We start from the raw sequence: 21,215 nt of genomic DNA, 5'->3' as shown, positions 1-21,215 counted from the left end.
CGAGAGCCCCACAGATATGGCCACCGCAGCCGAAAACCTCGCCCACGACCACGACGGGCATCATGACCACAAGCCGGGCTTCTTCACCCGCTGGTTCCTGTCGACCAATCACAAGGACATCGGCACCCTCTACCTGCTGTTCGCCATCATGGCGGGCCTGGTCGGCGGCGCCCTGTCGGGCCTGATTCGCTGGGAACTGGCCCAGCCGGGCATCCAGATCTTCACGGACGGTTCGGTGGTCGACCTGCTCGGCCTCGTCCAGCAGTCGAAGCACGGCTACAACGTCGTCGTCACCGGCCACGCCCTGATCATGATCTTCTTCATGGTCATGCCCGCGATGATCGGCGGCTTCGGCAACTGGTTCGTGCCGATCATGATCGGCGCGCCGGACATGGCCTTCCCGCGCATGAACAACATCTCGTTCTGGCTGCTGGTTGCGGCCTGGGTGCTGCTGATCATCTCCCTGTTCGTTCCCGGCGAGCCCGGCGGCGGCCTCGGCTTCGGCGGCGGCTGGACCATCTACCCCCCGCTGTCGACCATGGGCCACCCGGGACCGGCCATGGACCTGGCCATCTTCTCGCTGCATGTCGCGGGCGCCAGCTCGATCCTCGGCGCGATCAACTTCATCACCACCATCTTCAACATGCGCGCCCCGGGGATGACCATCCACCGCATGCCGCTGTTCGCATGGTCGGTGCTGATCACCGCCTTCCTGCTGCTGCTGTCGCTGCCCGTCCTGGCCGGCGCCATCACCATGCTGCTGGCGGACCGCAACTTCGGCACCAGCTTCTTCGACCCGGCCGGCGGCGGCGACCCCGTCATGTTCCAGCACCTGTTCTGGTTCTTCGGCCACCCCGAGGTCTACATCCTGATCCTGCCGGGCTTCGGCATCATCAGCCACATCGTCTCGACCTTCTCGAAGAAACCGATCTTCGGCTACCTCGCCATGGCCTACGCCATGGTCGCCATCGGCTTCGTCGGCTTCATCGTCTGGGCGCACCACATGTACACGGTGGGCATGGGCGTGAACCTGCGCGCCTATTTCATCGCCGCGACCATGATCATCGCCGTGCCCACGGGCGTGAAGATCTTCAGCTGGATCGCCACCATGTGGGGCGGCTCGATCAGCTTCAAGACGCCCATGCTGTGGGCGATGGGCTTCATCTTCCTGTTCACCATCGGCGGCGTGACCGGCGTGGTCCTGTCCAATGCGGGCATCGATTACAGCCTGCACGACACCTACTATGTCGTCGCCCACTTCCACTATGTGCTGTCGCTGGGCGCGGTCTTCGCCATCTTCGCGGGCTTCTACTACTGGTTCGAGAAGATGTTCGGCGTGAAGTACAACGAGTTCCTCGGCTGCCTGCATTTCTGGATCATGTTCATCGGCGTGAACCTGGTCTTCTTCCCGCAGCATTTCCTCGGCCTGCAGGGCATGCCGCGGCGCTACGTCGACTACTCTGACGGCTACGCCTACTGGAACTATGTCTCGTCGATCGGCTACGTCATCACCCTCGTCGGCGTGCTGGTGTTCCTGATCATGCTGGCCGAGGCCGCCATCCGGCGTCGTCCCGGCGTCGCCAATCCGTGGGGCGAAGGCGCCACGACCCTGGAGTGGACCCTGTCCTCGCCGCCGCCTCACCACCAGTTCAACGAACTGCCGGTGGTCAAGGACGACGAGCACTAGACCGGTCCGTCCGGACCACACCAATCGGGGGCCGCTCTTTCAGTTCGAAAGGGCGGCCTCTGGCTTTTTGAAAATGCGATGACCGAAACCGCCCCCCCGCCCGCGATCTCGATGGCCCAGCCGGATGACTTCTTCCAGCTGCTGAAGCCGCGCGTGATGTCGCTGGTCATCTTCACCGCCGTGACCGGTCTGGTCGTGGCGGGCGGCGAGCTCGACTGGCTGTCGGCTGCGATCGCCATCCTGTGCATCGCGGTCGGGGCGGGGGCGGCCGGGGCCCTGAACATGGCGCTGGAGGGCGAGACCGACGCCCTGATGCGGCGCACCCGCGGACGGCCCGTGGCGGCCGGGCGGGTCAACAAGAATGACGCCATGACCTTCGGCGTCATCCTGTCGATCTTCTCGGTCATGCTGCTCGGCATGACCGCCAACTGGCTGGCCGGCGGCCTGCTGTTGATGACCATTCTCTACTACGCCGTCTTCTACACCCTGCTGCTGAAGCGCCGGACGCCCCAGAACATCGTGATCGGCGGCGCCGCGGGGGCCTTTCCGCCGGTGATCGGCTGGGCGGCGGCGACGGGTCAGGCCCCGTGGCAGGCCTGGTTGCTGTTCGCCATCATCTTCCTGTGGACCCCGCCGCACAGCTGGGCCCTCGCGCTGTATTCGGCCGGAGACTACGCCCGCGCGGGCATTCCCATGATGCCGGTGGCGCGCGGGGCGAAGAGCACCCGCCTGCAGATCCTCATCTACAGCCTCGTCTTCGTGCCGGTGGCCGTCGCTCCGGGCCTGCTGGGCCTCGGCGGGGTCCTGTATCTGGCGGTGTCGGGGATCGGCGGCCTGGGCTTCCTGTTCCTCGCCGTCCGCCTGTGGCGCAGCCGCGCCGGCGACCAGCCCGACAAGGCCGAGGCCGTGGGACGAGAGGCCGCATTGTATGATGTCCGCGCCGAGGCCAAACCGGCGCGCAACCTGTTCGCCTTCTCGATCCTGTATCTGATGGCCCTGTTCGCCGCCCTGCTGGTCGAGAGCCTGACCACACTTCCCGGACTGTAAAGATCATGCGCCGTCTGACACCTGAAGAACTGTCCGCCCGCAACAAGCGCAATCTCGCCATCGCCGGCGCCCTCGTGGCCTTCATCGTGCTGGTGTTCGCCGTCACCGTGCTGAACCTGAAGCGCAACATCGACGCCCGGGCCGACGCCATCGCGGCCGGTCAGCCGGTCGAATACGCCCGATGAAGAGGCCCGGCGCCAACGCCATGGCGGCCATCGCCTGTGTGGGCGGGGTGATGTTCATGACGGGCGCGGCCTTCGCCGCCGTGCCGCTGTATCGCATGTTCTGCCAGGTCACCGGCTTCGACGGCACGGTTCGCAAGGCCGACAAGGCGCCGGACGTGCAGCTGGACCAGTCCGTCCTGATCCGTTTCGACACCAATGTGCGCGGCCTGCCCATGACCTTCCGCGCCGAACAGGTCACCCAGCGGGTGCGAATCGGCGAGACCGGCATCGCCTTCTTCGACGTGACCAACACCTCTGACGCGCCGATCCACGCGACGGCGTCCTACAATGTCGTGCCGGAACGGGCCGGACCCTATTTCCAGAAGCTGCAGTGTTTCTGCTTCGAGGGGCAGACCATCCAGCCCGGCCAGACGATGAAATTCCCCGTCCAGTATTTCGTGGCCCCCGAGATGGCGACCGATCGCGAGGCCCGCGGGGTCGAGGAGATCACCCTCAGCTACACCTTCTACCCCACCCAGGGCTTCGATCAGGCCGCAAACGCCGCCGCCCCCACTGGCGCGGCCGGATAGCCGACGCTATAGCCTGCCTCATACGACTCTCGACTGCTGCAAGAGACCCAGATGGCCGACGCACACGCCACTCCGCATCACGACTATCACCTGGTGAATCCCAGCCCCTGGCCGCTGATCGCCTCGATCGCGGTCACGATCATGATGGTCGGGGCGGTGGTGTGGATGAAGGGCATCGTCGGCCCTGACGCCGGCCCGATCGCGACCGCCCTGCTGTCGGACGGCAAGGCTGCGCTGTTCTTCGCGGGCCTGGCCGGGGTGCTGCTGTCCGCCTTCGCCTGGTGGGCGGATGTGATCAAGGAAAGCAAGGCCGGCGACCACACGCCGGTCGTCTCGATCGGTCTGCGCTACGGCATGATCATGTTCATCGCCTCCGAGGTGATGTTCTTCGCCGCCTTCTTCTGGATCTTCTTCGAAATGGCGGTCTTCAACGAGGCCCGCGCCCACATTCCGGAAATCAGCAACTGGGCCGACACCGCCGCCGCCTGGTCCACCTGGCCGCCCAAGGGCATCGAGACCCTGGACGCCTGGCAACTGCCGCTGCTGAACACCGTCATCCTGCTGCTCAGCGGCACGACGGTGACCTGGGCCCACCATGCGCTGCAGGTCGGCGACCGCAAGGCGGCCAAGACCGGCCTGCTCATCACCGTGCTGCTCGGCGTCCTGTTCACGGCCGTGCAGGTCTATGAGTACCAGCACATTCTCCACGAGAACCTGTTCTTCAACGAAGAGGCGGCGAACTCGGGGCTCTATGGCTCGATCTTCTTCATGGCGACCGGCTTCCACGGTTTCCACGTCCTGCTCGGCACCATCTTCCTGCTGGTCTGCCTGTTGCGTCTGATGGCCGGCCAGATGACCCCGCAGAAGCATTTCGGCTTCGAGGCGGCGGCCTGGTACTGGCATTTCGTGGACGTGGTCTGGCTGTTCCTCTTCGCCTTCGTCTACGTCACCTTCGGGTGACCGACGGCCCCACAGGGCTTGATATTGAGCCGGCGCGGATCAACCCGATCCGCGCCGGTCTGCTTTGCCGCTGTCCGCATTGCGGCAAGGGGACGCTGTTCACGGGCTTTCTCAAGGTGGTCGATCGCTGCGCCGCCTGCGGGTTCGACTTCACCCGCCTGAACACCGGCGACGGCGCCGCCATCTTCATCATGCAGATCGCCGGCGGGATCGTGGTGTTCGGCGCCCTGTTCGTTCAGGTCGCGTACAATCCCCCGATCTGGGCCATGCTCCTCGTCGCCCTGCCGCTGGTCGCGGGCCTGTCGCTGGGGCTGATGCGACCCGGCAAGGGCGTGATGATCGCCCTGCAGATGCGCAACAAGTAGGGACAGTCGCGCCATGACAGCTGAGGCGACACGCGCACGGTTTCCCGTCCTCCTGACCCTCGCAGCCGCCCTGGCCTTCGCCCTGCTCTGCGGTCTCGGCGTCTGGCAGGTGCAGCGGATGCAGTGGAAGAACGGCCTGATCGACCGGGCGGAGGCGGCCGCCGCGACCCCGCCCGCACCGCTCGCCTCGGTGATGGCCCTGCACGACCCCGCCTTCCGCAAGGTCGCCGTCGACTGTCCGGGGCTGGCGACGGCCCCGTATGTCGAATTGCAGACCATTCACGCCGGCGAGCCGGGCGTCCGGCTTATCTCGGTCTGTCGTCCCGCAGGCTTCCCGGCGGTCTTCCTGATCGACCGCGGCTTTGTCGCGGAGACCATTTCCGCCCGCCCGCCCGTCGCGGCCTCGACGGAGTCCTTCTCCCTGGTGGCCGAGGTGCGCGAAACGCCGCCGCCGGGTCCGATGGCCCTGCCGGTGGACGAAGGGCGGTTCTTCGCCCGGGATACGCCGGCCATGGCGCGGGCTCTGGGCGTGGCTGATCCCGATCCGAACACCCTGTTCGCCCTGACCTCGTCCAATCCGGAGTGGGAGGCGCTCCAGCCGTCCGCCCCGCCCGCCGCCTTTTCGAACAACCACCTCGGCTATGCGTTGACATGGTTCGGGCTGGCGCTGGCGCTGGCGGTTTTCTACGTCGTCCTGCTTCGCCGAAGGCTCACCTCCTGACCGCCACGCTCCACACCCTGTCCAACGGCGTCCGCGTCGTCTGTGATCCCATGCCCGGCCTGCGCACCCTGGCCCTGACCGTCGCCGTGCGCGGCGGGGCCAAGTGGGAGACCGAAGCGACCTCCGGCTGGTCCCACTGCCTCGAACACCTGGTGTTCAAGGGCGCCGGCGACATGGGCGCGCGCGAGATCGTCGAACGGATCGAGGCCGAGGGCGGGTCGCTCAACGCCGCCACGGGCTATGAGCGCACCAGTTTCGAGGTCCGCGCCCTGCACGGTTCCCTGCCGCTGGCCATGCAGGTGGTGTCCGACCTCGTCTTCCGGCCCACGCTCGATCCGGCCGAGATCGAGCGTGAGAAGGACGTGGTCGCCCAGGAGATCGCCGAGGCCTTCGACACGCCCGACGACCACGTCTTCGAAATGGCCCAGACCCGCGCTTTCGAGGGCCAGCCCCTCGGGCGGCCGATCCTCGGCTCCATCGCCAGCCTGAAGCCCATCACCCGCGCCGCCATCGGCGACTGGCGCGCCCGCCTGTATTCGCCCGACCGGATGGTCGTCGCCGTCTCGGGCGCCGTCGACGAGGACGAACTCCTGGCCCTGGCCGAGCGCTGGTTCGGGGGCGAGACGTCAACGGCCGCCGAAGCGCCCGACGCGCCGCGCTTCACCGGCGGCGCCGCCGCCCTGACCCGTCGGATCGAACAGGCCAACATCGTCTTCCAGCTGCCCGCGCCCTCGGCCGCCGATCCGGCCTATGCGGCGGCGCGGCTGATGACCGAGATCCTCGGCGGCGGCATGGCCTCGCGCCTGTTCCAGAGCGCCCGCGAGGAGCGCGGCCTGGCCTATGCCATCGACGCCTATCACGAGCCCTATGAGGACGCCGGCCTGCTGGGCGTCTACGCCGGGGCCGCCGCCGACCGGGCCGTCGAGCTCGCCCGGGTGTGCGCCGCCGAGCTGAAGGGGCTGGCCGAAACCGGTCCGACCGCCGCCGAACTGTCCCGCGCCAAGGCGGTGCTCAACGCCGGCCTGTGGATGTCGGATGACAGCCCCGCCGCCCGCGCCGCCCGCGCCGCGGCCCAGGTGCTGATCTTCGGCGCCCTGATCCCCTCGCAGACCATGTCCGAACGGACGCTGGCCCAGACCGTCGACACGGTCCGGAGCGCCGCCGCGGCCTCCCTGACACCCGGCCGCTGCGCCACGGCGGTGCTGGGACCCAGGGCCGCAGCCCCGGCGGGCGCGGCCTTCCGCGAAGCCCTTTTCGGCTGATCTCCGGCCCGCTATCGTTCGCCCATGGCCCTGCTGGACTGGATCAATGAGGCGACCGGGCCGGTGGTGAAGGGCCAGGGCGTGACCCTGCGTCCCCCCCGCGCGTCGGATCATGAGGCCTGGGCGGCCGAGCGGCTGGCGTCGCACGCCTATCTCCAGCCGTGGGAGCCGATCTGGCCCGAGGATGACCTGACCCGCGCGGCCTTCAAGCGGCGCCTGTCGATCTACGGTCGGGAAATGGAGGCCGGGAACGCCTGGCCCTTCTTCGTTTTCGCCGATTCGGATCAGTCGCTGGTCGGGGCCATCACCCTGTCCAACGTCCGCAGGGGCGTCGCCGAGACCGGGACGCTGGGCTACTGGATCGGACGAAGCTTCGCCGGTCGCGGCTACGGCACGGCCGCGGTCCGGGCCATGGTCGCCTGGGCCTTCGATGAGCTGAACCTGCACCGGGTCGAGGCGGCCTGTGTGCCGGACAACACGGCGTCGCGCCGGGTGCTCGAAAAGACCGGCTTCCAGCTTGAGGGACAGGCCCGGGCTTATCTCAAAATTAACGGCGCTTGGGCAGATCATCTCCTGTTCGGCGTCGTTAATGACGGGGTCGGGCGCGGCGGCTGATTCCGGCCGTCCTGTCGGGACCCTTCAGGCGTTTGAACACTCGCTCCAGAAGTCTGGCCTGGGACGCGACGACCGCCATTGAGGCGTTGGCCGCCGCGGACACCGCCCTGTGGATCTGGACGCCGTCCGACGACCAGATGCGCTTCACCGGCGCGACCCGGGCGCTGGGGCTCGGCCCGCTGGCGCCGGAGTGTTCGGGCGCCGCCTTCACCGCCGTGGCTATTCCCCAGGATCGCTCGCTGGCCGAAAAGATCCTCAAGCCGCAGGAAGAGGGGACCGAGGTCGCCGTCCGCCTGCGCATGCGCGATTCCGAGACCTGCATCTGGCGCGGCGTCTGGCTGGAGGACGGCCTGCGCGCCGCGGGCGTGGTCGCCCTGGAAACCAAATTCGCCGCCTCGCACCGGGATCACCTCACCGGCCTGCTGGACCGGCGCACCTTCCTGGTCCGCGCCGGCGAGCAGCTGACCCAGCCGGGCGATTATGAGCTGGTGGTGGCCGATGTGGATCGCCTCCGCCGCCTGAACGAGGCCCTCGGGCATGAGCGCACCGATCTGGTGCTGGCGGCCCTGGGGTCGCGCCTGAACGCGGCCTTTGCCCAGGACGCCAACGCCGCCCGCATCGGCGAGGACGAGTTCGCCGTCCTGGCCCCGCGCGGAACCGGCACGGTGGCCGAGCGGGTGCGCGAGGCGCTGGAACAGCCCCTTCGGGTCGCCGGTTTCGACATCTATCCGACCGTCTCGATCGGCTCGGCCCAGGCCGAGGGCGGTCCCGACGCGCCGGACCCGGCGGAAATGCTGCGCCGGGTCGAGCTGGCCGTCGAACAGGCCAAGACGGCGGGCCGCGGCGGGGTCGCCGCCTATGGCCGGGCGCTGGAAAGCGACAGCCTGTCCCGGCTGGCTCTTGAGGCGGATTTGCGCAACGCCTTCGTGCGCGGCGAGATCGAGCCCTTCTACCAGCCCATCGTGAACCTGCTGACCGGCGCCGTGGCCGGGTTCGAGGCCCTGGCCCGCTGGCGCCACCCCAAGCGCGGTCTGGTGCCGCCGGACGAATTCCTCGGCCTGGCCGACGAGATGGGCCTGATGAACGACCTCGGCCTGCTGATGATGACCTCCGCCTCGCGCCAGCTGGCCGAATGGCTGGGGCGGCACCCTTCGGCGGGCAAGCTGTTCTGCAGCGTGAACCTGTCGGTCGGCGAGATCGAACGGCCCAATCTGGTCGAGGACGTGACCCGCATCATCGCCGACGCCGGCCTGCCCAAGGGCGCGCTGAAGCTGGAGGTCACCGAGGGCGACATCATGCGCGACACCTCGCGCGCCGCCGAGACCCTGACCCGGCTGCGCGAGGCCGGCGCCTCGCTGGCGCTCGACGACTTCGGCACCGGCTTCAGCTCCCTGACCTGGCTGGCCAAGCTGCCGTTCGATACGCTGAAGATCGACCGCTATTTCGTTCTGACCATGGACAAGGACGAGGGCTCGGCCAAGATCGTCAAGTCGGTGGTCAACCTGGGCCGCGACCTGTCGCTGGAAGTCGTCGCCGAGGGCGTCGAGAACGCCGGCCTCGCCAAGCTCCTGCTCGAGGCCCAGTGCCACTACGGCCAAGGCTTCGGCTACGCCCAGGCCCTCCCAGCCCAGGAGGCCGAGGTCTATCTGAACGAGTCGCTGGCCGACGGGACGGCGCCGATCAAGGCGCGGTCGGCTTAGGCACGGATCCCGCCCGCCTGGCGCGGTTAGGTCGGGCGCAGAGGTTGTGTTATCGTGTGCTGGATGCATCTCTGGGAGGAATCGACATGCACCGGATAATCACCGTGCTCGCGGGCGTGCTGGCGCTGGGCGCGTGCGCCACGACCCCGACGCACAGGATCGACTTCCTCAACCAGCCCGTTGAGGTCGCGATCGCCCGCTACGGGCAGCCTGACACCGTTCTGGACATGCCGGACGGCCGCCGCCAGTACCAGTGGCGCAAGCCGCGCACCGACAGGGTTGGCCAGCAGATTATCCGGGAGACCTGCCGGCACACGATCTATGCGCGATGGAATGAGTCGGCCAATGACTGGACCCTCCAGAGCCGGAGGCCCACCCGCACGTGTCCCTGAAGCGAGCCATGACGGCCGGAACGCGATGATCGTCTGAGGGCTGAAGCTCTGCTGGCCTTTGATCGCCGTTCGGCCGCCTACGCCCGCCCGCTCTGCCCCGACAACTGCGCCGGGTCCACGCCCAGTCCCGCCAGCGCCTTGGCCCATTTCCCTTCGTAGTCGGGGTCGAAGATCAGTTCCGGATCGGCGTCGGCCGTCAGCCAGACGTTCTCACCCAGCTCATCCTCCAGCTGACCCTCGCCCCAGCCGGCGTAGCCGAGCAGCAGCACGGACCGGTGCGGCCCCGACGCGGGGTCGACCATGGCCAGCAGGGCCTCGCGCGTGCCCGTCATGGCCAGACCCTCGGCGAAGGCTACGGAGGCGTCGTCGATCAGCCAGTCGTCGGTGTGCAGTACGAAGCCGCGCTCCCGCTCCACCGGCCCGCCGATCAGCACCTGCCGCCCGGCCGCGTCGTCCGGGGCCTCGGTCGCCAGCTTGGTCAGCACCTTCTTCAGGTTCACCCCCGGCGCGGGCCGGTCCAGTCTCAGCCCCATGGCGTGGTCCGGCCGGTGGGCGCAGATCAGGATCACGGCGTGTTCGAACCGGCTGTCGCTGATGCCCGGCATGGCCACCAGCAGCCGTCCGACCAGGGATTGGAAATCGTCCATGGTCCTATCATCGGGACGCGGGCCCGCGGACGCAAGGCGGCGCCGGTACACGATATGGGAACACGATGCGGTTGGCGTCCGACGCCGCAACCCCTATCTGGTCGGGGACGTTGCGTCCTCACACCCCTTCGGAGCCTGCCCATGACCGTCCAGATCGGCGACCGCATCCCCTCGGCCAACCTGACCCGCGCCACCGACGACGGCCCCAAGCCCGTCACCACCGACGAGATCTTCGCAGGCAAGACCGTGGCCCTGTTCGCAGTGCCCGGCGCCTTCACCCCGACCTGTTCGGCCCGCCATCTTCCGGGCTTCAAGGATCTTCGCGGCGAGATGACCGCCAAGGGCGTCGACACCATCGCCTGCGTCTCGGTCAATGACGCCTTCGTCATGGGCGCCTGGGCCGACAGCCAGGGCATCGCCAAGGACGAGATCATCATGCTGGGCGACGGCAACGGCGACTTCACCCGCCAGCTGGGCCTGTCCATGGACGCCAAGGGTTTCGGCATGGGCGAGCGCTCGCAGCGCTATTCCATGATCGTCAAGGACGGCGTGGTCAGCCAGCTGAACATCGAACAGCCCGGCGAATTCCGCGTCTCCTCGGCCGAGCATCTTCTGGCTCAGCTTTAGGATCCTTCTCTCTCCGCTCATCCCGGCGAAAGCCGGGACCCAGTGCTTTTGGGTGATGGGCATGGTGTTGTGATGAGGGGCGGTTGTCCTGAGGCGCCGGCGTCATGCTGGACAGAACTGGGTCCCGGCTTTCGCCGGGATGAGCGGATCGTGAAAAGCACCGACGTCTTCACCCCGGAAAAGCGCAGCGCCGTCATGCGCGCCGTGAAGGGCCGCGACACCACGCCTGAGCTCGCCGTGCGTCGCATTCTGCGCGCGGCGGGCATCGGCTACCGGCTCGGCGGGCGCGGCCTGCCGGGGCGGCCCGATCTGGTGATGCCGGGGCGGCGCGTGGCGGTCTTCGTCCACGGCTGTTTCTGGCATGGCCACGACTGCCCCCGCGGCGCGCGGGCGCCGAAGGCCAATGCGGACTACTGGTCCGCCAAGATCGGGCGCAACCGCGCCCGCGACCTGTCAGCGACGGCTGCGCTGGAGGCTGCGGGTTGGCGCGTGGTCACGGTCTGGGAATGCGGGATGAAGGACCCGGGGTTCGCCGACCGACTGGTCGCCGAGGTCCGTGGTCAGGCCGCCACGGTTTCGGGCTCCGGGGCCTCGTCCGCCTGAGCCATGGTCATCACATGGGTGATGGCCCCCAGCAGCATCGGCGGCGTGATCGGCTTGGGCACGAAATAGGTCATGCCGGCTGCGGTGCAGGCGGCGATGTCTTCGGCCGCCGTGTCGGCCGTGACGGCGATGATCGGCACGCCGGCGTTGGGACCGTCCCCGGCCCGGATGCGGCGGGTGGTCTCGCGGCCGTCCAGCTCGGGCATCCGCACATCCATGAAGATCAGGTCGAACGCCGTGTGCTCGCAGATCTTCAGCGCGGCCATGCCGTCGGCGGCCGTGGCGATGTCGCAGCCGAGCGGCTGCAGGATCAACTGGATGGCGCGGCGGTTGATGTCGTGGTCGTCCACCACCAGCACCCGCATCGGCCGATCCTCGTCCTCCTCGCCGTCCTCCATGACCGGATCAGGCTGGGCCCCGGCCGCGACGGCGATATCCATCGGGTCCGCCACCGAGCCCAGGATCCGGGCGGCCATGGCTTCGGCGGACAGGGCCTCAGGGACCGGAGCCGTGGGAGCCGCCGCCGCGACGGGCCGGGACGCCGGCGCCAGCGGCTGCGCAGCCGGCGCGGGCGCGGAAGGACTGGCCGGACGGCCGGACAGGGCGTGGGCGACGGCGTCGCGGCTTTCCTGATCCAGCGCCTGTGGCGCGGCCGCGACGGCGTCGCCCTGCAGCAGGGACAGGGAGAGGGTGAAGCTGGCGCCGGCGCCGGGACGTGTGCGGACGGTCACCCGGCCGCCCATCAGTTCCGCCAGCTGGCGGCTGATGGCGAGGCCCAGGCCGGTGCCGCCGTGGACGGCGCTGACACCCGACATGGTCTGGTCGAAGGGGGTGAACAGGCGCGAGACCTGGTCGGCGGTCATGCCGGGCCCGGTGTCCTCCACCGTGATCAGCACCGCATGCCCGGCGGGCTCCTCGCTCCAGGCGTTGAGACGCAGGGTGATCGACCCCGTCTCGGTGAATTTCATCGCGTTGGAGATCAGATTGTTCAGCACCTGACGCACCCGCATCGGATCGCCCCGTACGGAGGCCGGGATGCATGCGGCGCCCTCGACCCGCAGCTTCAGCCCCTTGGCCCGGGCCGGTCCGCGCCACAGGCGGGTGGTCTGGTTCAGCAGGTCGCGAAGGTTGAAGTCGACCTGGTCGACCGTCATGTGGCCGGCTTCCAGCTTGGCGTGGTCCAGCAGGTCGTCGAGCATGGCCTTCATCATGAAGCCGGCGTCGGTGATCAGATGGGCCTGTGAGCGGGCCGCGGCGTCCGTCGCGCCGCGCTCCAGTTCCGCGGCGCCGGTCAGGATGGCGCTGATCGGGGTGCGCAGGTCGTGTCCGATCGCGGCCAGGAAGGCGCTGCGGCCGGCCATGATGTGCTCGGCCTGGGCCCGTTTTTCCTCGGCCTCGACACGGGCGGCGCTCTCGGACAGTCGCGCCTCGTTCATGCGCTGCCAGGTCGAGAGGCAGTAGGTGATGAAGACGCCGACGGCGATGGCCGCCGCCGTGACGAAGCCGGGCGTCGCCCCGTGGATGGCCATGAACACCGGCGTCGCCGCCAGATACAGGAACTGGATCGAGGCGGTCATCAGCATGACCGAGGTCGACCGGGGGGCGTTGACCACCGCGTAGATGGCGGCGGCTGACAGCAGCATGACGGCGCAGATGCCGCCCATGGCTCCGCCAGTCATCCACAGCGGCACCGACAGGCTGCCGAAATAGGCCGCGTTCACGGACAGCATGATCCAGCCGGCGACACGGCGCAGGCCGCGCAGCCGCTCGGTCTTGCCGCTGACGATCGGCGCGAAGACCCACAGGTCCAGCAGCTGGACGACGAAATAGCCGACGACCCAGGCGAAGCTCAGCGACCAGCCCAGAAGCGGGCTGAAGATCAGGGCGCTGGCCGAGGCCATGCCGAGCCGCTGCAGCAGCGCCTTGCGCCGCTGACGGATCGCGCCGGCCCAGTCGCCGGGATCGGCGACGGACTCGTCAGCTGGCATGTCGGCTGTGGCTATCGCCATGCGGGTCCCCGGAATGAGCGTTTTCGCCCGTCCCGTGATCATGGCCTGCTTGCCCTAACGCTCCGTCAACGGGCGGTCGAAACAGCCTCGCCGACGGTGGAAAACCCGTCGGCACGCAGGCGGGCGGCGAGGTCTCGCTTGATCCGCCCGATCAGGCCCGGACCCTCATAGATCAGGGCGGAATACAGTTGGACGGCGGACGCGCCGGCCCGGATGCGGGCATAGGCCTCGGCCCCGCTGTCGATCCCCCCGGCCGCGATCAGGGGCAGGCGGCCGGCTGCGGCCTCCGCCGCGGCGCGCAGGGCCGCCCCGGCCCGCGCCTTCAGCGGCGCGCCGGACAGTCCTCCGGCTTCGGCCCGATGGCTCGAACGCAGGCTGTCGGGCCGGTCCAGGGTCGTGTTGGATACGATCAGCGCGTCGATCCCGTGGTCCAGACTGGCCTCGACGATCAGGGCGATTTCGGCCGGTGTCAGGTCCGGCGCGATCTTGAGGAAGACGGGAGTCGGGTCGTCCCCGCGAGCCTCAGCCAGCCGGCCCAGAAGGTCGTCCAGGGCGGCCCGCCCCTGCAGGGCGCGCAGGCCCGGCGTGTTCGGCGAGGAGACATTGACCGTCACATAGTCGGCCAGACCCTTCAGCCGGATCAGTCCGGCGACATAGTCTGCGGCCTTGTCCTCCGTATCCTTGTTGGCTCCCAGATTGGCGCCGACGACAGCGTCGCGGGGCCGGTCGGCCAGCCGGGCGGCGAAGGCCTCCAGACCGGCGTTGTTGAACCCCATCCGGTTGATGATCGCGCGGTCCTCGCTCAGGCGGAACAGGCGCGGCTTCGGATTGCCGGGCTGCGGCAGCGGCGTGACCGAGCCGCATTCCACAAAGCCGAAGCCCAGCCGCGACAGGCCGTGCAGGGCCTCGCCGTTCTTGTCCAGACCGGCGGCCAGACCGACCGGATTGGGCAGGGCCAGACCGGCAACGGTGGTGGCGAGTATGGGGTCATCGGCCCGCGCGGGCGGCAGGGGCGCCAGCTGCAGGGCCCGGATGGCCAGCCCATGGGCGGTTTCCGGATCAAGCGCGCGCAGCAGGGCCGCGCCGATGTCGGTTACGGCCATCCGACGGTTCCGTCCTCAAATCGCATCACGCCCTGGGCATCGACCGACAACCCGCGCTGCGGCGCATCGGCCGTGGCGGGAAGGGGGGCGAACAGGTGCGGAAACAGGTCGCCGCCGCGCGACGCCTCCCATTTCAGCGCCTCGCCCAGCGGCTCCAGGGCGACCTCGACCAGCACCAGACCGGTCCGTCCGGCATAGTGCCGCCGCGCGGTCTCGGCCAGCTGGGCCGCCGTGGACATATGGATATAGCCGTCGGCGAGATCGACCGCCGAGCCCGCATAGGCGCCGGCGGCCAGCGCCGCCGTCCATTCGGCCCGGTCGACCAGCTTGTAGGCGACCCCGGTCATTCGCCGCCCAGATCACGCGGCTGGATGAAGCCCTCGAAGGCGCAGCGTCCGGCGACGTCGACGGTGAAGATCGCCGCCGCCCCCGGCGGAAAGCCGCCGCTCATCCGGTCCAGAATGGCCGGCGAGGCCGCGCCCTCGACCAGATATTCCACCGCCAGCAGGTGGATTCCCGGATTGTGGGCCACGACCATCAGACAGCCGGCCTCATCCTCTCCGGCTTCCACGAAGCGGCGCAGGGTTTCGGAACCGCCGTTGTACAGGGGCTCGTCGTCGCGGACCTGCACGTCCCCGAAGGCGTCATGCAGCAGGTCCCACGTCTGGCGCGTGCGGGCGGCGGGCGAGACCAGCGCCAGATCGGGACGCATGCCGCGCGCGGCCAGCGCCCGACCCATGGCGGCGGCGTCCCTGCGGCCGCGCGCGGAAAGCACGCGGTCGCGGTCGCGACCGGAACCGGCCGCCCGTTCCGCCTCGGCGTGACGCATCAGGATCAATCGCTGCATGGGCAGGGCTTTAAGGGCGTTCGCCGCTTCCCGCCAGATCATCACCGGGCAGATCGCGCGATGATCGCGACGCCGGCTGCGGCTGCATCGCGGGCGTCATCACCGGCGCCGTGGCCACGGCCCCGCCGGGCCGGATGCGGGCATAGGCCTGCCGCGTCGCCTCCAGCAGGATGACGCCCGCCGCGCCCGGCATGACCCGCTTGCCCACCTGTTCGAACCCGTCGGCCAGCGGCAGCAGCGGCCCCCAGGGGGGCACATACAGGGTCTGGGACCAGGCGGTCGGCTCCAGACCCGCGCCGCGCACCAGTTTTTCCAGCTGGCGGCGGGTGAAGGGCCGTCCGTGACCGAAAGGCGTCGTCTCGGCCCGCGCCCACAGGCCGCCGCGCGCCGCCGCGACCAGGATGATCCGCCCGGCCGGAGACAGGGCGCGCACCGCCTCATTCATCAGCCCCTGGGCGTCGTCCGCCTCCTCGAGGGCATGGATCAGCAGAATACGGTCGAACGACCCGGCGGCGAAGGGCAGGCGGCGGTCGTCGACCAGCAGGCTGCGGTTCTTGCCGATCGAGGGCCAGGGCTCCACGCCCTGGCCGCCCGGCATGGCGGCGATCACCCGACGGGCCCCGACGAAGGCGTCGAGCCAGGGCGTGGCGTAGCCGATGCCCAGGACGTCGCTGTTGGTCGCCTCGCCCCAGGCGTCCTCCAGTCGTCGCGCCAGCAGCCGGCGCGCCAGGGCCCCCGTGGGCTCGCCGTAGAAGGTCCGGAGTTCCTCGATACTGCGCCGCATGGAGCCACCATAGGCCGCGCCGGGGGCGGCTGCTAGAATGCGCGCATGACCCTCGACGTGCGCCTGTTTCCCTGTCTCAACGACAACTACGGCTTTCTGGTTCGGGACCGGGACACAGGGGCGGTGGCTACGATCGATACGCCCGATGCGGACGCCATTCTGGCCGATCTGGAGCGCAGCGGCTGGGGTCGGCTCGACCTGATCCTCAACACCCACTGGCACCCCGACCATACCCAGGGCAACGCCCGGCTGAAGGCGGAGACCGGTTGCGAGATCGTCGGCCCGGAAGAGGTGCGCAAGGCCGCGCCGATCGACCGGATCGTCACCGGCGGCGACACCGTCATGCTGGGAACCACGGCGCTGGAGGTGACCGCCGCGCCCGGCCACACCCTCGGCCACATCGTCTACCGCTCGCCCGCGGACGCCCAGGCCTTCGTCGGCGACGTGCTGTTCACCCTCGGCTGCGGACGGCTGTTCGAGGGCACGCCGGCGCAGATGTGGAACAGTCTGCAGACCCTGGCGGCCTGGCCGGAGGAGACTGTCGTCTGGTGCGCCCATGAATACACCGCGGCCAACGCCCGTTTCGCCCTCAGCGTCGACGACCGGCCTGAAATGGCCGCGCGGGCGGCGGAGATTTTCGCGATGCGTGAGCGGGGCGAGGCGACGGTCCCGACCACCATCGGCGCGGAAAAGGCCTCAAATCCGTTCGTGCGGGCGAGCGACGCCGAGGTCTTCGCGGCCGTGCGGGCCGCCAAGGACGTCTTCACAACCTAGCGGGTCCAGACGACCTCGGACCGCGTGAAGAGTTCGGAGAGGGAGAGTCAGCGTCGCGCTGGCGGCGCCGCCAGGAAGACCTGGATAACGCGCGCCGAGGATGGTCGGCCCGCCATTCCTTCATCGGGATCCACCGTCACCACGAGTCGTCCGCCAATATAGGTGACGGAGGCGCGCTCGCCCTCGATGATGGTGATGCTGGTGAGTCTGTCGAGGCTTCGTCGTGCCGTCGGCGAACGGGCGATGCGAAGGACGGCGTCGGTCGTCACAATCAGGGCCTCGACGCACAGGGGCTCGGAGCGCTCGCCGGTCAGATTGATGCCGACCAGACGGCCAAGGGCCTGACTGATCATGTCGCTCCGTCGCGCCATCAAGCTCCATAGCTGTAAAGGCCCCAGAATCGGCGGGGTCAGGCTCTGGCCAGGGCCGGTGAAGGAGGCGGGCGAGCCGCCGGGCGCGCGCGGCGTATAAACGGTCATGCCGCCGCCGGGGGTGACCCGCAGCAACTGGTCGCCGGCGTCATTGCGATAGATCACGTCGCCGCGCGGGGCCGCGGTGGGCCGCAGCACCCAGGTCTCGTCCCGTCGATCGAAGCGCAACAGGGGGCGCTGGCCGGACCGGTCGAGAATGAAGGCCTCGCCCGACTCCGCCACATAGCGGCCGGTCGGCGGCACGGCGCGTGCGGCCGCCGCGTTGCGGTTGCGCAGGGCCTGGGCCTGTTCGGCCTGGGCGTTGGCCTGGTTCTGGGCCTGAGCCTGGGAGGCCATGGGCAGAGACGACAGCGCCGCCGCGGCGAGGGCGATCGCAATCGCCGCCGGAAGCGGCGTTCGCGCCGTTCTGACCCTCGCCGTCAACTCCATGGCGAGCAGTGGTGCAATCGGCACGCGGCGGATTTTGGGCAGGACCCGGTCAGCCGACCAGATACTGACCCCCGTTCAGCGACAGGGTGCAGCCTGTGACATATCCGGCACGTTCACCGGCCAGCCAGGACACCATGTCGGCGATTTCCTCGCCTTTTCCGAGCCTTCCCACGGGAATCTGGGCGATGATCCCGGCCAGGACCTTCTCGTCCATGGCCCCGACCATTTCGGTGTCGATATAGCCCGGCGCGATACAGTTGACCGTCACGCCCTTGCGCGCGTTCTCCAGCGCCAGCGCCTTGGTGAAGCCGATCATCCCGGCCTTGGCTGCCGAGTAGTTGGTCTGGCCGATCTGGCCCTTCTGCCCGTTGATGGAGCTGATGTTGACGATCCGGCCGAAGCCGCGGTCGCGCATGCCGTTGATGACCTGGCGCGTCATGTTGAACACGCTGTCCATGTTCACCCGGATCACGTCCGACCACTGCTCCGAGCTCATCTTGTGGAAGAAGCCGTCGCGGGTGATGCCGGCGTTGTTGACCAGGATGTCGATGGGGCCGAGCTGGTCCTCGATCTCCTTCACGGCCCGGGCGCAGTCGTCGAACGAGCCGACGTTGCCCTTGACGATGGAGACGCCCAGTTCCTTCGCCGTGGCCTCGGCCGCCTCGACATTGCCGGAATAGCCGGCGGCGACGAGCATGCCGTCTTCCTTGAGCCGCTGAACGATCGCCTTGCCGATGCCGCGGGTTCCACCCGTGACCAGAGCCACTCGAGCCATGTGCGTTTCCTTGTCCCTTGGAGCCGCGTCTGACGCACGGCCTTCAAGGACTACGCTTTAGCCGGATGGCGGGTGCGCGGGAAGGGCGGCTGGTGGCTAGTGGTCAGTGGCTGGTCGCCGGCTGCGCAGTGGCGCTGTCAGCGCCGCCCCCCGCCGTCAGTGAAGCGGCAATCACTCGCCGCTCGTCACTAACCACTAGCCACTCTTCAGATCCGCGCCATATCCAGCACGAACCGGTACCGCACGTCGGACTTCTGCAGTCGCGCATAGGCGTCGTTGATCTGGTCAGGGGCGATCACCTCGATGTCGCAGGCCAGACCGTGCTCGGCGCAGAAGTCCAGCATCTCCTGGGTCTCGCGGATGCCGCCGATCAGCGACCCGGCGACCGCCCGACGGCGCCACAACAGGCCCATGGCGTAGACCGGCAGACCCTCGGTGGTCAGACCCAGCATGACCATGGTGCCGTCCTTGGCCAGCAGCTGGACATGGCTGGCGATCTCGTGCGTGGCAGAGACGGTGTTGATGATCAGGTCGAAGCTCTCGCCCGCCGCCTGCATCGCCGCCTTGTCGGAGTTGATGAGGAAATGCCTGGCCCCCATCCGCTCGGCGTCGGCCTTCTTGCGGTCCGAGGTCGACAGGACGGTCACCTCCGCCCCCATGGCCGCCGCCTGTTTGACCGCCATATGACCGAGGCCGCCCAGACCGATCACCGCCACCTTCGAGCCCGGCCCGACCTTCCAGTGCCGCAGCGGCGAATAGGTGGTGATGCCGGCGCACAGCAGCGGCGCCGCCGCGTCCAGCGGGATGCTGTCCGGGATGGTGACGACATAGTTCTGGTCGACGACGATGGCGGTGGAATAGCCGCCCTGGGTGATCTTCTGGCCGACGGCGGCGCCCTTGGGATCGGGCGAGCCATAGGTCTGGACCATGCCGGGCACGCAGTATTGCTCCTCGCCCTCCAGACAGGGTTTGCACTGGCGGCAGCTGTCGACCATGCAGCCGACGCCGACCCGGTCCCCGACCTTGAAGCGGGCGACATTGGCGCCAACCGCCGTCACCACGCCGGCGATCTCGTGACCCGGCACGATCGGATAGGTCGTATTGCCCAGGTCGTTCTTCACGATGTGCAGGTCGGAGTGGCAGACCCCCGCGAATTTGATCTCGATGGCCACGTCGTCCGGGCCCGGGTCGCGCCGGTCGAAGCTCCAGGGCGACAGCGGGGCGGTGCTGGACGTGGCGGCGAAGGCGCGGGTGGCGATGGGCATGGGGGAGGGCTCCTTTGGCCTCCACTTGTGCCTTCACCCTGTCCGGCACAAGTCCGGACCGCTCATTGGCCGGCCGGCTCGTCGTCGCAGGGGACGAGATCGGTGTGGGCGAAGCCGAGGGTGTAGTCGAGGATCGAGATCACCTTCGGCACGACGCGGAAGAGCGCGACATCGTCCGGCGAGGGCAGGGTCATGGTCACCCCGTTCTGGGCGGGATACCGGGCGAATAGCAAGGCCAGGGCCTTCTCGCCCTCGGCCCGGTCGACCACCCGCCGGGCATGCGCCGCCATCGACAGTCCCTTGATGGCCATCACCTGATCGGGATCGTTGTTGATCGCCAGCGAGACCCGCTCGTCCCGGGCCAGGTTGGCCGCCTTCTGGCTGTCCTTCCCGCACAGGAAGTAGAGGGTGAGCCCGTCGTTGGAGTAGCCGACGGCCGTCGTTTGCGGCCAGCCGTCCGGTCTGTTCGTGGCGATGGTCATGGTCCGGTGGCCGTCGAGTATGGCGACGATCTTCTGCTTCCACTGCGCGTCCATGAGGTCCTCCGGCGATCAGCCGATGGTCCCCCCTTCCGGGGGTGCAGCGCCTTGATCCAGCTCAAGACGGGCGGCGGCGCGGTCGAACGGCCGCGGACCGCCGGAAGACCCTTTCCCCTCAGCCCAGCCTGGCGATCAGCGCCTGCGCCGCCGCCGGATTGCGGACCTTCGCCCCCGCGATGAAATAGGCGAAGACGTCGCCGTCCTTCGCCCAGGCACGCGTCTGTTTGACGATGGCGTCCAGCTCGGCCGGGGACATGCCGGTCGGCTCGTCCTCGCGGCTCGACATCAGCCGGGCGTATCTGAAGTCGGCCGTCGGCTGGTCGATCCGCGGCCACTCGGGCGCTTCCTCATCGACCGCATAGACGATGGCCGCGCCGTATTTCGCCGCCAGATCATGGAACTGCGGCGTGTCGAACGTCCCGCTCCGGACCTCCAGCGCGTGGCGCAGCCGGATCCCGTCCTTCTCCTTCGGCAACAGCTTCAGGAAGCCCTCGAAATCGACTGGATCGAATTTCTTGGTGGCCATGAACTGCCAGTTGATCGGGCCCAGCTTGTCGCCCAGCGCCGTCAGCCCCTGGTCGAGGAACCGTCCCACGCTCTCGCCGCCCTCGGCCAGGACTTTCCGGTTGGTGCAGAACCGGCTGGCCTTGACCGCGAAGACGAAGTCGTCGGGCGTCTCGTCGCGCCACTTCATCCAGGTCTCGGGCTTGAAGCCGGAATAGTAGGTGCCGTTGATCTCGATCGAGGTCAGCTTCGAACTGGCGTATTCCAGCTCCTTCTTCTGGCTCAGCTTGTCCGGATAGAAGACGCCGCGCCATGGCTCATAGGTCCAGCCGCCGATGCCGACGCGAATGGTTCCGGTCATGTCGTGCTCCGCTC

The 21,215-nt window shown here is 68.8% G+C and carries 25 protein-coding genes; 14 read left to right on the top strand and 11 right to left on the bottom strand.

What is annotated here, in order from left to right:
* Nucleotides 1-16: 16 nt before the first annotated feature.
* The 11 genes from ctaD to QQJ79_RS02540 all read left to right on the top strand — a co-directional run bounded on the left by ctaD (nucleotide 17) and on the right by QQJ79_RS02540 (nucleotide 9,503).
* A complete protein-coding gene (gene ctaD / locus QQJ79_RS02590; protein ID WP_284220817.1) occupies nucleotides 17-1,687 on the top strand; it encodes a cytochrome c oxidase subunit I in 1,671 nt (556 codons plus the stop codon).
* A 78-nt stretch (nucleotides 1,688-1,765) separates the two neighbouring features.
* The gene (gene cyoE, locus QQJ79_RS02585; protein ID WP_284220816.1) at nucleotides 1,766-2,734 is read left to right on the top strand and encodes a heme o synthase; all 969 of its coding nucleotides are present in this window, start codon (nucleotides 1,766-1,768) and stop codon (nucleotides 2,732-2,734) included.
* 5 nt (nucleotides 2,735-2,739) lie between these two features.
* The gene (locus QQJ79_RS02580; protein ID WP_284220814.1) at nucleotides 2,740-2,919 is read left to right on the top strand and encodes a hypothetical protein; all 180 of its coding nucleotides are present in this window, start codon (nucleotides 2,740-2,742) and stop codon (nucleotides 2,917-2,919) included.
* Nucleotides 2,916-3,488 (top strand): cytochrome c oxidase assembly protein, encoded by a 573-nt coding sequence (locus tag QQJ79_RS02575; protein ID WP_284220812.1) that lies wholly within the window; start codon nucleotides 2,916-2,918, stop codon nucleotides 3,486-3,488. Before QQJ79_RS02580 ends, QQJ79_RS02575 begins: the two co-directional genes overlap by 4 nt.
* A 51-nt stretch (nucleotides 3,489-3,539) precedes the next feature.
* The gene (locus tag QQJ79_RS02570; protein ID WP_284220807.1) at nucleotides 3,540-4,448 is read left to right on the top strand and encodes a cytochrome c oxidase subunit 3; all 909 of its coding nucleotides are present in this window, start codon (nucleotides 3,540-3,542) and stop codon (nucleotides 4,446-4,448) included.
* Nucleotides 4,445-4,813 carry a DUF983 domain-containing protein gene (locus QQJ79_RS02565; protein ID WP_284220774.1) on the top strand — a complete coding sequence of 123 codons (369 nt, stop codon included), beginning with the start codon at nucleotides 4,445-4,447 and terminating at the stop codon, nucleotides 4,811-4,813. The genes QQJ79_RS02570 and QQJ79_RS02565 overlap by 4 nt, the downstream gene beginning before the upstream one ends.
* Before the next feature lie 13 nt (nucleotides 4,814-4,826).
* Nucleotides 4,827-5,534: an SURF1 family protein gene (locus QQJ79_RS02560; protein WP_284220772.1), complete on the top strand. Its 708-nt coding sequence runs from the start codon at nucleotides 4,827-4,829 to the stop codon at nucleotides 5,532-5,534.
* 50 nt (nucleotides 5,535-5,584) lie between these two features.
* On the top strand, nucleotides 5,585-6,796 hold the full coding sequence (locus QQJ79_RS02555) for a M16 family metallopeptidase (protein ID WP_284220769.1): 1,212 nt from the start codon (nucleotides 5,585-5,587) through the stop codon (nucleotides 6,794-6,796).
* A gap of 24 nt (nucleotides 6,797-6,820) precedes the next feature.
* Nucleotides 6,821-7,411 (top strand): GNAT family N-acetyltransferase, encoded by a 591-nt coding sequence (locus QQJ79_RS02550; protein WP_284220767.1) that lies wholly within the window; start codon nucleotides 6,821-6,823, stop codon nucleotides 7,409-7,411.
* A 32-nt stretch (nucleotides 7,412-7,443) separates the two neighbouring features.
* Entirely contained in the window at nucleotides 7,444-9,111 is a 1,668-nt protein-coding gene (locus QQJ79_RS02545) for a putative bifunctional diguanylate cyclase/phosphodiesterase (RefSeq protein ID WP_284220765.1), read from the top strand.
* An 86-nt stretch (nucleotides 9,112-9,197) separates the two neighbouring features.
* Nucleotides 9,198-9,503 (top strand): hypothetical protein, encoded by a 306-nt coding sequence (locus tag QQJ79_RS02540; protein WP_284220763.1) that lies wholly within the window; start codon nucleotides 9,198-9,200, stop codon nucleotides 9,501-9,503.
* A gap of 77 nt (nucleotides 9,504-9,580) precedes the next feature.
* On the opposite strand, the gene QQJ79_RS02535 is transcribed toward QQJ79_RS02540, so the two are convergent.
* Nucleotides 9,581-10,150, bottom strand: coding sequence for a YqgE/AlgH family protein (locus QQJ79_RS02535; RefSeq protein ID WP_284220761.1), 570 nt, complete (start codon nucleotides 10,148-10,150; stop codon nucleotides 9,581-9,583).
* Between the two features lie 141 nt (nucleotides 10,151-10,291).
* On the opposite strand from QQJ79_RS02535, the gene QQJ79_RS02530 reads away from it, so the two are divergent.
* Complete coding sequence (locus QQJ79_RS02530) at nucleotides 10,292-10,777, top strand: peroxiredoxin (RefSeq protein ID WP_284220760.1); 486 nt, start codon at nucleotides 10,292-10,294, stop codon at nucleotides 10,775-10,777.
* A 150-nt stretch (nucleotides 10,778-10,927) separates the two neighbouring features.
* Nucleotides 10,928-11,380 (top strand): very short patch repair endonuclease, encoded by a 453-nt coding sequence (locus QQJ79_RS02525; protein ID WP_431307564.1) that lies wholly within the window; start codon nucleotides 10,928-10,930, stop codon nucleotides 11,378-11,380.
* Here QQJ79_RS02525 and QQJ79_RS02520 read toward each other — a convergent pair.
* The 5 genes from QQJ79_RS02520 to QQJ79_RS02500 form a co-directional block, all read right to left on the bottom strand.
* The gene (locus QQJ79_RS02520; protein WP_284220759.1) at nucleotides 11,338-13,389 is read right to left on the bottom strand and encodes an ATP-binding protein; all 2,052 of its coding nucleotides are present in this window, start codon (nucleotides 13,387-13,389) and stop codon (nucleotides 11,338-11,340) included. The two genes, QQJ79_RS02525 and QQJ79_RS02520, sit on opposite strands and share 43 nt — an antisense overlap.
* 65 nt (nucleotides 13,390-13,454) lie before the next feature.
* Nucleotides 13,455-14,492, bottom strand: coding sequence for a quinone-dependent dihydroorotate dehydrogenase (locus QQJ79_RS02515; RefSeq protein ID WP_284220758.1), 1,038 nt, complete (start codon nucleotides 14,490-14,492; stop codon nucleotides 13,455-13,457).
* Nucleotides 14,483-14,839, bottom strand: coding sequence for a DUF952 domain-containing protein (locus QQJ79_RS02510; protein WP_284220756.1), 357 nt, complete (start codon nucleotides 14,837-14,839; stop codon nucleotides 14,483-14,485). Before QQJ79_RS02510 ends, QQJ79_RS02515 begins: the two co-directional genes overlap by 10 nt.
* Nucleotides 14,836-15,339: a SixA phosphatase family protein gene (locus QQJ79_RS02505; RefSeq protein WP_284220755.1), complete on the bottom strand. Its 504-nt coding sequence runs from the start codon at nucleotides 15,337-15,339 to the stop codon at nucleotides 14,836-14,838. Before QQJ79_RS02505 ends, QQJ79_RS02510 begins: the two co-directional genes overlap by 4 nt.
* 10 nt (nucleotides 15,340-15,349) lie before the next feature.
* Complete coding sequence (locus QQJ79_RS02500) at nucleotides 15,350-16,123, bottom strand: class I SAM-dependent methyltransferase (protein WP_284220752.1); 774 nt, start codon at nucleotides 16,121-16,123, stop codon at nucleotides 15,350-15,352.
* A 45-nt stretch (nucleotides 16,124-16,168) separates the two neighbouring features.
* On the opposite strand from QQJ79_RS02500, the gene gloB reads away from it, so the two are divergent.
* Nucleotides 16,169-16,897, top strand: a complete 729-nt coding sequence (gene gloB, locus QQJ79_RS02495; protein ID WP_284220750.1) for a hydroxyacylglutathione hydrolase — start codon at nucleotides 16,169-16,171, stop codon at nucleotides 16,895-16,897.
* A gap of 47 nt (nucleotides 16,898-16,944) precedes the next feature.
* Here gloB and QQJ79_RS02490 read toward each other — a convergent pair whose 3' ends face one another.
* The 5 genes from QQJ79_RS02490 to QQJ79_RS02470 all read right to left on the bottom strand — a co-directional run bounded on the left by QQJ79_RS02490 (nucleotide 16,945) and on the right by QQJ79_RS02470 (nucleotide 21,201).
* The gene (locus QQJ79_RS02490) at nucleotides 16,945-17,781 is read right to left on the bottom strand and encodes a DUF4908 domain-containing protein (protein WP_284220748.1); all 837 of its coding nucleotides are present in this window, start codon (nucleotides 17,779-17,781) and stop codon (nucleotides 16,945-16,947) included.
* A gap of 25 nt (nucleotides 17,782-17,806) precedes the next feature.
* Nucleotides 17,807-18,532: an acetoacetyl-CoA reductase gene (gene phbB, locus QQJ79_RS02485; RefSeq protein WP_284220746.1), complete on the bottom strand. Its 726-nt coding sequence runs from the start codon at nucleotides 18,530-18,532 to the stop codon at nucleotides 17,807-17,809.
* Between the two features lie 206 nt (nucleotides 18,533-18,738).
* Nucleotides 18,739-19,797 carry an NAD(P)-dependent alcohol dehydrogenase gene (locus QQJ79_RS02480; RefSeq protein ID WP_284220744.1) on the bottom strand — a complete coding sequence of 353 codons (1,059 nt, stop codon included), beginning with the start codon at nucleotides 19,795-19,797 and terminating at the stop codon, nucleotides 18,739-18,741.
* A gap of 62 nt (nucleotides 19,798-19,859) precedes the next feature.
* A complete protein-coding gene (locus QQJ79_RS02475; RefSeq protein ID WP_284220742.1) occupies nucleotides 19,860-20,333 on the bottom strand; it encodes a pyridoxamine 5'-phosphate oxidase family protein in 474 nt (157 codons plus the stop codon).
* Between the two features lie 118 nt (nucleotides 20,334-20,451).
* Nucleotides 20,452-21,201, bottom strand: a complete 750-nt coding sequence (locus QQJ79_RS02470; RefSeq protein WP_284220740.1) for a DUF72 domain-containing protein — start codon at nucleotides 21,199-21,201, stop codon at nucleotides 20,452-20,454.
* Nucleotides 21,202-21,215: the final 14 nt, after the last annotated feature.

The organism is Brevundimonas denitrificans, assembly GCF_030160755.1.
Classification (GTDB): Bacteria; Pseudomonadota; Alphaproteobacteria; order Caulobacterales; family Caulobacteraceae; genus Brevundimonas; species Brevundimonas denitrificans.
Note: the sequence above shows the minus strand (reverse complement) of the source record. Positions and strands in the feature narration are given on the sequence as shown.